This window comes from Amycolatopsis thailandensis (assembly GCF_002234405.1).
Lineage (GTDB): Bacteria > Actinomycetota > Actinomycetes > Mycobacteriales > Pseudonocardiaceae > Amycolatopsis > Amycolatopsis thailandensis.
In genome coordinates, this window is sequence record NZ_NMQT01000232.1 from 1 (window position 1) to 11,519 (window position 11,519).

Genomic DNA, 11,519 nt, shown 5'->3' on the forward strand with positions numbered 1-11,519 from the left:
TGCTGCCCCGTGGCAGGGGAGACGCGAGCCGGCTCCGCGACCTCGGCGACGCGCTGGCGCCAGGCGGCTGGGTTCCGCATCCCGCGACCTGGCTGATGGCCGCGGACCTGACCGGGAAGCGGATCGCGCTCGGCTCCCCGGACGCGCCGCCCGCTCGCCTCGGCGAGGCGATCGCCGCGTCCTGGGCGATCCCCGGCTGGTTCCCTCCGCCCGTTGTGGACGGACGTCCGCTGCTCGACGGCGGGACGGTCTCCCCGACCTCGGCCGATCTCCTCCTCGCCCACGACGTCGGCGAGGTGGTGCTGATCGCGCCGATGAGCAGCGAGGGCGGAGCCCCGGCCCGCGGCGCCGCCCGGCTGGAACGCCTGCTGCGGACGGCGATGACCAGGCGGGTGGACGACGAGGCGCGGCGGCTGCGCGCGGCGGGCGTCCGGGTGGTCCGGATCGAACCGGGACCGGCCGATCTGGCCGCCATGGGCGCCAACTTCATGGACGGACGGCGTCGGGAGCACGTGCTCGCCACGGCGTCGAGGACGGCGCCCGGCCTGGTCGCCGACGCCTTCGAACGAGAGGGAGTGCGCGCATGACCAAGTACCCGGACCTCGACCTCGACGGCGCGCATGTGGCGATCACCGGCGGGGGACAGGGCATCGGCCGCGCGACGGCCGAACGCATGGCCGCCCGTGGCGCGCGTGTGTCGATCGGCGATCTCGACCTCGAAGCCGCGAAGCGCACCGCGGCTGACATCGGCGGGACAGCGCACCACCTCGACGTCGCCGACGCAGCCTCCTTCGCGGCCTTCCTCGGCGAGGCCGAACGGGCGAACGGACCGCTCGCGGTCCTCGTCAACAACGCCGGGATCATGCCCAACGGCGGTTTCCTCGACCTTCCCGACGCGCTCAACCGGGCGACCATGGAGGTCAACGTCTTCGGCGTCGTCCACGGCATGCGGCTGGCCCTGCCCGGCATGCTGGAGCGCGGGCGCGGGCACATCGTCAACGTCGCGTCGCTGGCCGGGAAGTTCCCCGTCCAGGGGCTGGCGATCTACAACGCCAGCAAGTTCGCCGTCGTCGGGCTCACCGCGGCGACCAGGCTGGAATACGCGCGACACGGCGTCAGCGTCTCTGCCGTGCTGCCCTCGGCCGTCGACACCGCGCTCGCCTCGGGACTCGACATGCGACCGATCCCGAAGGTGAAACCGGGCCGGATCGCCGACGCCGTCGTGGATTCCGTCCGCACCCGTGCCGCGGAGACCGCCGTGCCCGGCTATGTCGGCGTGCTCGCCTCCCTCGCGGCCGTGACCCCCGAACCCGCGCTCAACGCCTTCCGGCGGCTGGTGCGGGACGACCGGGCCCTGCGCCCCGACTCACCCGAGCGGGACGGCTACCGCGCCCGCCTCCACCAGGACACCCAGCGGGAGGAAAACGCATGACCACGCAGTACGACGCCGTCGTCGTCGGGGCCGGTTTCGGCGGGATGGGCGCGGCGATCCAGCTCAACCGGCTCGGCTACGACAACCTGCTCATCCTGGAGCGCGAGTCCGATCTCGGCGGCACCTGGCATGTGAACCGCTATCCCGGGCTGGCCGTCGACATCCCGTCGGCCACCTACTCGTACTCCTTCGAGCCGAACCCGCACTGGTCGCGTCTCTTCGCGCCAGGCGCGGAACTCAAGCGGTACGCCGAGCACGTCGCGGACAAGTACCGCCTGCGACGCTACATGCGTTTCGGCTCGGTGGTCACCGGCGCCGTCTGGGACGAGACGAACGCGCACTGGACGGTATCGCTCGCCGAAGGGGAACCGGTCACCGCGAAGTACCTTCTCACCGCGACCGGATTCCTTTCCCAGCCCAAGAAACCCGACATCGCCGGGATCGACACCTTCGGCGGCAAGGTCATCCACACCACCGCCTGGGACGACGGCTACGACCTCGCGGGCAAGCGCGTGGCGGTGATCGGCACCGGCGCGACTGCGGTCCAGCTGATCCCCGAGATCACGAAGGTCGCGCGGGAACTCACCGTGTATCAGCGGACCCCGATCTGGGTGAGCCCCAAGCTCGATTTCCCGGTGCCCAAGGCCCTCCGGCGCGCTTTCGCCGCGCTCCCGTTCACCCAGCGGATCGCCCGGCTGACCGGGACCGCGCTGCTGGAGCTGATGATGGTCTCCGGTGTCCTGCACTACAAGCAGCTGCCGGCGGCCAACCGGCTCGGCAAACTGTGGTGCCAGGCGCATCTGCGCCGCCAGGTGCGGGATCCGGGCCTGCGCGCGGACCTGACGCCGCGCTATTCGTTCGGCTGCAAGCGCCCGACGTTCTCCAACGAGTACTACCCGGCCTTCACCAAGGACCACGTGCACCTGGAGACGACGTCCATCGCGAAGATCGACGAGACCGGGATCGAGACCGCCGACGGGCGGCGGCGGGACATCGACGCCCTGGTGCTGGCGACCGGGTTCGATCTGTGGGAGGCGAACTTCCCGGCGGTCGAGATCATCGGCCGCGGCGGCAGGGATCTCGGGAAATGGTGGCGGGAGAACCGGTTCCAGGCCTACGAGGGCGTCGCGATCCCCAAGTTCCCCAACTTCATTTCGCTCAACAGCCCGTACTCGTACTCGGGACTGTCCTATTTCACCACCATCGAGACGCAGATGCGCCATATGGACCGGCTTTTCGGCGCGATGCGGCGGCGGGGCGCGACCGAGTTCGAAGTCACGCAGGAAGCCAACGACGCGTTCCTCGACCGGATGACCGAACGCCTAGGCGACTCGATCTTCACCCTCGGGAACTGCGCCCCGGCGAACAGCTACTACTTCAACCCGCACGGGGAGGCGACCCTGCTGCGGCCGTCGTCCACGCTGAACGCGATCAAGGAGGCACAGAGCTTCCCGGTCGAGGACTACACGTTCGCCTAGGCCGAGGGCTGAAAGCGTCCTTCACCGCATGCCACGCGGTGAAGGACGCTTTCCCCACATGTCACGCGGGGAAAGCGTCCTTCGGCCCCGAAGGGCTTACTGCCGCCGAAGCCGCAGGGTGACGGCCGCGCCCGCCGCGGCGAGGAAGACCGCGCCGAGCGCGTACGGCCACCACGGCACCTCGGTGTCGCCCACCGGGGCGGCACCGTAACCACCGGCGGCACCGGTGCGGTCGTAGGTCGAGCCGGGCAGCTTGTCGCCGTAGCGGCTCTGCAGAGCCTCTCGGTAGGCGGCGAGCGTCATCTTCTCGCCGGTCTTCGCCACCGACGAGCCGTCGAGGACGGTCACGGTGTCCCCGTCGACGGCGTACCAGGCGCCCGCCTGCGGTTCGCTCAGGAGGTAGCCCTTGCCGACCTGCGCCGCGAGGCGCTTTTCGACGTCACCCGAGGCGACGTTGTAGACCGACCAGCCCGAGCCCTCGCGCTGGGACCACACGGTCGCCGCGTCGCCGTTGCCCAGGGTGGCGGGAGTGGCGACGTAGGCGAGCTGTGCGGGGACGGCCGACGTTCCGGCGATGAAGCCCGCGGTCGGCTGGTAGACCGCCACCGGGGTCCGGGGATCGGCTTTGGCCGTTCTGGCCGCGATGGCCGTGTCCGCCTTGGCCGCGCCGGGGAACACCGCTTTGGCGAGCCGCTGGGTGGTCGCGTCACTGGTGACCACTGTGGACACCGCGGCGAGGTCGGCGGCGGTGGGCGCGCCGCTGGGGGCGTCGGCGGCGGAGGCCTGGCCGCCGAGTGCCAGTGACAGTCCGAGGGCGAGGATCGTGGCGCCGAGGAAGGTTCGCTTCATGGTTTCAGTCCTTGATCCCGTAGACGGTGTGGGTCCAGGTGAACGAGTTGTTGGACCGGTAGGCGTTGTAGCTCATCTGGTTGTAGCGGGGGCTCGATCCCCACGGGTCGCCGTAGTACACCGTCGTCGCGCCGTTCGTGTTGTCGTAGCCGTAGAGCACGTGCATGTGCCCGCCGCCGTTGCTCCAGCCGATCCGGGTGCCGATCGGCTGCCGCGCGTCGACCTGGGCCTTGATGCTGGCGAAGCTCAACGTCTGGCCCGAGGAGCTGTAGCTGCCGACGTTGCTGAACCCGAGCCAGCGGAACACGCGCTGCTGATCGCTCAGGTAGCCCTGGTTGTTCGCACAGTCCGAACCGGACTCGTTGTGCGCGACCTGGCAGAACTTCGTCTGGGAGATGCTGTGCCCCCACCAGGCGGCGATGGTGTTGCCGCTGGCGTCCCAGCACCAGTTGCTCTTCTCCTGCGCCTGCATCTTGATCGGGATCGTGGTGGCGGCCGTGATCGCGGGCGCCGCCGAGGCGGGCGCCTGCAAGGCGACCAACGCGGCGACACCGGCGCAGGCCGTGGCCAGCCCGCGCCTGAATGAGGTCTTCACCGTCGGAACACTCCTAACTGGATGGTCGAACGCGAAGCACGCGCGGGCGGCTACCCAAACGGGACAGGGTGGGGACTTCGGCTACCCGAATGGATGGCCGACCGGCGCGAGCAGGGGAGTTGCGCTGTGACTAGGTGACACAGGGGCACTGTGAACAGTCTGAGATTCACCCTCTGGTGGCCTCGTGGCAAGGTTCGCGCCAATACCTAAGGGTCCGTATTGCCGACGCGGGGAATCGCCCCACGCAGGTCGGCGTCGCCCGATCGAGTTAACGTCGTGACTGCGGTGGTGTGGACCAGCGGAAAGCTCGCGGACCGTGGTCACTGTTCGTGTTCCCGCCTTTCGGCGGGTGTCCTATCGGTATGGTCCCGGGCATGCCGACGATCGGTGCGGCACCGGTGTTCGTGGCCCGCGACACCGCATTGGCCGAACTGGTGCGCGTCGCCCGCCGCCCGCCGTCGGTCGCCGTCGTCGAGGGCGAACCGGGTGTGGGCCGGAGCCGGCTGCTCGAAGAACTGGCCGTCCACCCCGGGATCGCGCCGCGCGTGGTCTGGTCCGCCCGCTGCGGTTCCTTCGCGCGGCCGTGCCGCCTCGCGCCGTTGGTCGACGCGCTGCTCGGGAAGAGCGACGTGGCCGCCGCCCACGCGGGCGGCTTTTCCCCGGTGACCGGCGTCCTGCGGCGGCTGATCCCCGAATGGTCGGGGTGGCTGCCGCCGTTCCCGGAGAACGCGGACGCCGACACCGTCCGGCAGCAGGAGTTCCGTGCCGTGCGCGAAGTCCTGACCGGCTGCGGTCCCGCAGTGCTGATTCTCGACGACGCCCACTCCGCCGACGACGACACGTGGGAGTTCCTGCGCGGGCTCGCGGCGTCCCCGGCGGCCGCGCTGAGTGTGGTGGTCAGCGCGGTGGCGTGCGGGTCCCGTCGGTTCCCGCCGCTGCGCGAAACCGCCGCCCAGCTCTCGCTTCCGGCGTTCACCGCCGACCAGGTGCGGACACTGCTCGACGCGTCCTTCGGCCGGTGCGCCCCGGATTTCGCCGAAGCGGCGCACCGGCGGACGTCCGGGATCGCCGCCGACCTGACCGCATTGGTCCAGAGCGTCGGCGACACGGCGGAAGCGCTTTCGGCGGACAGGCTGGCGTCGGCGACCGTGCCGCCGATCGTGCGCGGCCGGGTCGCCGGACTCATGGACGCGATCGGCCCGGCCGCACGGGACGTCGTCCGCGCGGCCGCGGTGCTGGGTTCGCCCGCCGGGGAACCGGATCTGGGCGCGGTCGCGGCGTCGTCGTCCGGCGAGATCTCCGGCACGGTCACCGAAGCCGTCGAAGCGGGATTGCTGCGAGATCTCGGCCGTGGCCGGTACGTCTCGGGAAGCCCGCTGATCGCCGAAGCGGTCTACGCGTTGCTTCCCGGGCCTCAACGATGCTCGATGCACGGCCGCGCGGCTGCTCGGCTCGCCACCGGCGCGGAGCCCTTCGCCTCGCTGATCGCCCGCCACGCGCGGCTCGCGGGAGACATCGCCGCGTGGACCCAGTGGACCGGCGTCGCCGTCGACAACGCCATCGAAGACGGCCGTACCGAGGAAGCGAGCCGCCTGCTCGAAGCGGCTTTGCGGGACGCGGATCTGCCGCGGACCGCGCGGGAGTCGTTCGCCGTCCGGCTCGGCCGGGAACTGCCGCGCAGCATCGCCCACGCGGGCACGGTCCGGCTGCTGCGGGAGATCCTGCGCGAATGGCCGCTGAGCAAGGCCGCGCGGGGCGAGATCCGGGTCCATCTCGGCCAGGTACTGATCAACCAGGTGGGCAAGGTCGAAGCGGGCAGGCTCGAGATCGAACTGGGCGCGGCCGACCTCGGCAGGCGGCAGGCCCTGCTCGCCAGGGGACTGGTCACCTTGGCGCTGCCCCATATCGGGACGGTCCCTGTTGAGGAGAACCTGCGCTGGCTCGACGAGGCGGAACAGGTGAGCAAGGGGGAGCACGACGCCGGGCTGCTCGCCGCGATCGCCGCCAACCGGCTCTCGGCGCGGATGCAGATCGCCGATCCGGAAGCCTGGCAAGGGATCGCGGACCTCCCGAGGGCGCCGGAATCGGCCGAGGTCTGCCGTCAGGTGGCCCGCACCTACATCAACCTGGCCGACGCGGTGGCGTGGAACGGGCACTACCCGGTCGCTCGGGCCTACCTGGCGACCGCGCGGCGGCTGATCCGGGACGACCACCAGCCCTATCTCGACGCGCTGGCCGACGGGACGGAACTGCGCCTGGACCTCGCGATGGGGGAATGGGCGAGCGTCACCGAGAAAGCGCGGGCGATGCTGACGCGGGTCGACAAGGACAGTTCGCTCGCCGCCGAGCCGCTGCTCGTGCTCGGCTGGTACGAGTACGGCCAGCACCGGCCGACGGCGGCGCTGCGCAGTTTCGACGCGGCGTTCGCGCTTTCCGCGGGCAGCGTCCCGGTGCAGGCTTCGGCGTACGCGGGCCGCGTCGCGGTCCATCAGGCGGGCAAGGACCTGCAAGCCGCGCGGCGCCTGGCCGAGTACGGCCTGGAAACCGTGCGCCGCAAGAACAACTGGGTCTGGGCGGCCGAGCTGATGCCGTTCGCGGTGCGCACGATGCTCGGCTTGGGGCAGCACGTCGAGGCGCGAGAGCTGCTCGCGGAGTACCGGCAGGGCATCGACGGCAAGGACGCGCCGGTCGCCAACGCGTCGGCGCTGCTGTGCCGGGGGCTGCTCACCCAAGCGCGCGGCGAGACCCTGCCCGCCGGCGACCTGCTGCTCGGTGCCGCCCAGGCCTACAGCGCGCTGCCCTTCCCGTATTTCGCCGCCTACGCCGACGAACTCGCGGCCGGCTGCTTCTCCGAAGCCGGAGAACAGGCACGCGCCGTCGCCTCCTTCACCACCGCGGAGACGGTGTACGCGAGCCTCGGCGCCGCCGTCGACGCGCTCCGCTGCCGCCGGTCACTGCGACGGTGCGATCCGGAAATGCCCCGGCGCGGCCGCAAGGGTTACGGCGAGGCGTTGTCGCCGAGGGAGCTCGAGGTCGCCAGGCTCGCCGCTCAGAACCTCACCAACCGGGAGATCGGCGAGCGGCTGTTCCTCTCGCCGCGGACGGTCGAGATCCATATCGGACGGGCGCTGCGCAAATTGGGGCTGCCTTCGCGCACCGTCCTCACCGAAGATCTGCTCCGCGACGCGAGTGGTGAAGGTTCCAAAACCGCCTGACCCCGTTGCGTAGGGGTCCGTATTCGGTGAATCGCTGGGTACTTTTCGGACGGTGGCAAGTCCGTGAAGGCCTCCTTGAGGGACTCTGGGTCCCTCAAGGAGGCCTTCACGGACCAAGGCTTCGCGCCCAGGCAGCTTCCGGCCACCGTCCGGAGTACCCCTTGACACCAAGGTTAGCCCACCCTTAGTTTCCCCCTGTAACTTTCTGTGGGTGAAGGGGCGAGATGCCGAACATCGGGGGCCGTCCGGCCATGATCACGAGGGACGACATCCTCCGTGCCGGTCGTGAGCTCGGGATGCGCAGGCTCAGCGTGAAGGCGGTCGCGGCCCGGCTGGGGGTGACCGCGACCGCCCTGTACCGGCACGTCGAGTCCCGCTGGGGACTGGAGCGGCTGGTCGGCGAGAGCATCCTGGCCGAGCTCCGGCTCCGTGACGATCCCGGGCACGACCTCGAACAGCACTTGCTGTCCTTCGCCCTGCAGATGCGGGCCTTCGTGCTGGAGCACCCCGGCCTGGTCACCTACCTGCAACTGCTGTTCCCGCGCGGTGACGGTGGTCAGCGCCTGCTGACCACCGAGGTCGACGCGCTCGTCCGCCGGGGTTACGAGCCCGGCGCGGCGATCGTGCTCAGCGGCGCCGTCGCCTCACTGACCATCGCGATGACCGCGTCGGAGGAGAACAGCGTGGCGGCCGAGGAGGCCGACGGCGCCGGGCTGGACCGGGAGCGGCAGGCGGTCCGCGACCGGCTGGCCGGTGACGATCGGCTCGCCGGGCCGTCGGCCGCTTTGCCGCAGGTGCCGCGGCCCGAGTACGTGCGGCTGCTGCTGACCGCGTCGATCCGCGGGTTGATCGAGTCCTGCCCGCCGGGCAGGCCGGTCGCCGAGATGGTGGCCGATCTGGCGGCCACCGGGGAGGGGCTGTGATGGCGCGCGGATTCCAAGGCGCGGTGATGCGGGGTTTCGGGGCCCGGGACCACGAAGCGACTGTCGTCGAAACTCGAGAGATAACACCGAAGTTCGTGCGCGTCCGGTTCGTCTCGCCGACGTTGTTCGAGGACGTCGTCGTGGAGCCGACGGTCTGGCTCCGATTCTGGTTCCCGGACCCGGAAGGCGGCCCGACGGAGTTCCAGCGCGCGTACACGCTCACCGAAGCCGACCCGGAGACCGGCGCGTTCGCGATCGACGTCGTCCTGCACGAGCCTGCCGGTCCCGCGTCGCGGTGGCTGCGTGAAGCGCGGCCCGGAGCGACGGTTCCGGTGATGTCGCTGGGTTCCTCGTCCTTCTCGGTCCCCGCCGAACCACCCGCCGGCTATCTGCTGATCGGAGACTCCGCGTCGATCCCCGCGATCAACTCGATCCTCGAAGTGATCCCGGCCGATCTCCCCGTCGAGCTCTACCTCGAAGAACACGACGAGACCGACCGGCTGATCCCGCTGGGGGAGCACGCGCGGCTGACCGTGCACTGGGTGCCGCGCCTGGACGCGGCATCGCTGGCCGCAGCGATCGAGACGCGCGATTGGTCGGACTGGCAGGCCTGGCTCGCGACGGAGGCCGGTTCGTTCAAACAGCTGAAAACGCGTCTGCGTGACACGTTCGGCTTCCCCAAATCCGAGGTGCACGGCCGGGCGTACTGGTACTACGGCCGGGCCATGGGTGCTTTCCGTGGGGAGAAGGAAGAACCTGCCACCGAAGCGCCAAAGGGGGCTTGGCGGGCACAGGCCGCCGGACGGCTGCTCGCGCCGGTGCGGCGGACGCTGATCCTCGCCGGGATCCTGCAAGCCGTCGTGACGCTGCTCGGCCTCGCGCCGTTCGTGCTGCTGGTGGAGCTGATCCGGCGGCTGATCGAGGGTGGCGGGTCCCTGTGGGCGATCGGCGTCTCGGCGCTGGTGCTGCTCGGCGTGGGAACGCTGCTCGAATCCGCGCTCGTGCTCTGGGTGCACGCCGCCGACGCGCGGTTCGCCCGCGACCTGCGGCACCGGCTGCTGGGCAAACTCGCGAGGCTCCCGTTGGGCTGGTTCACCGCCCGTGGTTCGGGCGCGATCGCGAAACTCGTGCAGGGAGACACGCTTTCTCTCCACTATCTGGTCACGCACGCCGTTCCCGACGCGGTGGCTGCCGTCGTCGCGCCGGTCGCGGTGCTGGCCTACCTGTTCGCGGTGGACTGGCGGCTCGCCCTCGTCCTGCTCGTCCCGATCCTCGTCTACCTCGTCACCACGTCGATCATGCTCGTCCAATCGGGACCCAAGACCGGCCAGGCGATGCGCTGGGCGGAGCGGATGGCAGGGGAGGCGGGCGCGTACCTGGAGGGACAGCCGGTGATCCGGGTGTTCGGCGGGGCGGCGGCGTCGTCGTTCCGGCGGCGGCTCGACGAGTACATCGGCTTCCTCGGCGACTGGCAGCGCCCGTTCACCGGCAAGAAGACCATGCTCGACTTCGCCACCCGGCCCGCCACTTTCCTGCTCCTGGTCACCGGCGTGGGCACGCCGATGGTGGTCGGCGGCGGTACGGAGCCGGTGACGCTGATCCCGTTCCTCCTGCTGGGCACCACGTTCGGCGCCCGGCTGCTGGGTATCGGGTACGGCCTCGGCGGCGTCCGCGAGGGGATGCTCGCCGCCCGCCGGATCCAGGTCGTCCTCGACGAACCGGAACTGTCCACAGTGGAGCTCGACGGCAGAGGCGGTGTCGAGCCGGGCACCGTGGAACTGGATCGGGTCGGTTTCGCCTACCGCAGCGGGGTTCCCGTGCTGGAGAATGTCTCCCTGACCTTGCGGCCCGGCACGGTGACCGCGCTGGTCGGCCCTTCGGGAGCGGGGAAGTCGACCCTCGCCGCCTTGGTCGCCCGGTTCCACGACGTGACCGAGGGAGCGATCCGGGTCGGCGGGAAGGACATCCGTTCTTTCGCGGCCGACGAACTCTACGGCCGGGTGGGATTCGTGTTGCAGGATCCGCAACTCGTCCAGGGCACCGTGCGGGAGAACATCGCCCTCGCGGTCCCCGGCGCCGGCGAAGACCAGGTCTTCGCCGCGGCCCGCGACGCGCAGATCCACGAGCGGATCCTGCGGCTGCCACAGGGATACGACACCGTCCTCGGTGCCGGTTCCCAGTTGTCCGGCGGGGAACGTCAGCGGGTGGCCATCGCCCGTGCGATCCTCGCCGACGCCCCTGTCCTCGTCCTCGACGAGGCGACGGCCTTCGCCGATCCCGAGTCGGAGTACCTCGTGCAGCAAGCACTCGACCGGCTCACCGCGGGCCGGACCGTCCTGGTCATCGCCCATCGCCTGCACACCGTCACCGGCGCCGACCGGATCGTGGTCCTCGACCGCGGGAAGATCGCCGAAAGCGGGACCCACGAAGAATTGCTGGCCTCGGACGGCCGCTACACCCGCCTGTGGCAGGCCGGAGCCGGTGCGGAGGTGACCGCGTGATCCGCACACTGCTGAGCCTGATCCCCGGGATGAAACGCCGGGCGTTCCGGCGTTACGTCGTCCTCGCCGTGGTTTCGGTGCTGCTGCGCGCCACCGGCGTGGTGCTGCTCGTGCCGCTGGTGGGTGCCCTGTTCGGCGCCGAACCCGCGGAAGCGTTGCCTTGGCTGGGGGCGCTCGCCGCCGTCACCGCGGCAGGCTGGGCCATCGACGCGGTCGTGGGAAGACTCGGATTCGATCTCGGTTTCGGGGTGCTGGACCACGCCCAGCACGACGTCGCCGATCATCTGACGAACGTCCGTCTGTCCTGGTTGGACAGTGAGCACACCCAGACCGCCCGCCAGGCCATCGCCGCGACCGGTCCCGACCTCGTCGGCCTCGTCGGCTATCTGCTCACCCCGCTGATCGGCGCGGTCCTGCTGCCGGTCGCGATCGCGCTGGCCCTGCTGCCGATCGCCTGGCCGCTCGGGCTCGCCGCGCTGGCCGGGGTCCCGGTCCTGCTGGGCGCCCTGTGGGCGAGCGGGCGCAT

General features: G+C 70.7%; 8 protein-coding genes and 1 pseudogene. 7 read left to right on the forward strand and 2 right to left on the reverse strand.

Annotation, left to right across the window (positions count from 1 at the left end; all coding sequences use genetic code 11):
• From CFP71_RS41835 to CFP71_RS41845, 3 genes are all read left to right on the forward strand, one after another.
• Nucleotides 1-587, forward strand: a 587-nt coding sequence (locus CFP71_RS41835) for a patatin-like phospholipase family protein (protein ID WP_341866913.1), incomplete at its 5' end; no start/stop codon positions are given.
• On the forward strand, nt 584-1,432 hold the full coding sequence (locus tag CFP71_RS41840; RefSeq protein WP_093939401.1) for an SDR family oxidoreductase: 849 nt from the start codon (nt 584-586) through the stop codon (nt 1,430-1,432). The genes CFP71_RS41835 and CFP71_RS41840, both read left to right, overlap by 4 nt.
• Entirely contained in the window at nt 1,429-2,910 is a 1,482-nt protein-coding gene (locus tag CFP71_RS41845) for a flavin-containing monooxygenase (protein ID WP_093939402.1), read from the forward strand. The genes CFP71_RS41840 and CFP71_RS41845 overlap by 4 nt, the downstream gene beginning before the upstream one ends.
• A 96-nt stretch (nt 2,911-3,006) precedes the next feature.
• On the opposite strand, the gene CFP71_RS41850 is transcribed toward CFP71_RS41845, so the two are convergent.
• Together CFP71_RS41850 and CFP71_RS41855 are read right to left on the reverse strand one after the other, a co-directional pair.
• Nucleotides 3,007-3,759: a hypothetical protein gene (locus CFP71_RS41850; RefSeq protein ID WP_093939403.1), complete on the reverse strand. Its 753-nt coding sequence runs from the start codon at nt 3,757-3,759 to the stop codon at nt 3,007-3,009.
• A 4-nt stretch (nt 3,760-3,763) separates the two neighbouring features.
• The gene (locus tag CFP71_RS41855) at nt 3,764-4,354 is read right to left on the reverse strand and encodes a papain-like cysteine protease family protein (protein ID WP_093939404.1); all 591 of its coding nucleotides are present in this window, start codon (nt 4,352-4,354) and stop codon (nt 3,764-3,766) included.
• A 374-nt stretch (nt 4,355-4,728) separates the two neighbouring features.
• Between CFP71_RS41855 and CFP71_RS41860 the strand changes: the two genes are divergently transcribed.
• The 4 genes and pseudogenes from CFP71_RS41860 to CFP71_RS44735 all read left to right on the forward strand — a co-directional run.
• Nucleotides 4,729-7,569, forward strand: a complete 2,841-nt coding sequence (locus CFP71_RS41860) for a helix-turn-helix transcriptional regulator (protein WP_244200036.1) — start codon at nt 4,729-4,731, stop codon at nt 7,567-7,569.
• 224 nt (nt 7,570-7,793) lie between these two features.
• On the forward strand, nt 7,794-8,492 hold the full coding sequence (locus CFP71_RS41865; protein WP_093939406.1) for a TetR/AcrR family transcriptional regulator: 699 nt from the start codon (nt 7,794-7,796) through the stop codon (nt 8,490-8,492).
• 95 nt (nt 8,493-8,587) lie between these two features.
• On the forward strand, nt 8,588-10,993 hold the full coding sequence (locus CFP71_RS41870; protein ID WP_279629272.1) for an ABC transporter ATP-binding protein/permease: 2,406 nt from the start codon (nt 8,588-8,590) through the stop codon (nt 10,991-10,993).
• Nucleotides 10,990-11,519: pseudogene (locus CFP71_RS44735) on the forward strand (iron ABC transporter permease); the annotation flags it as partial. The gene CFP71_RS41870 and the pseudogene CFP71_RS44735, both read left to right, overlap by 4 nt.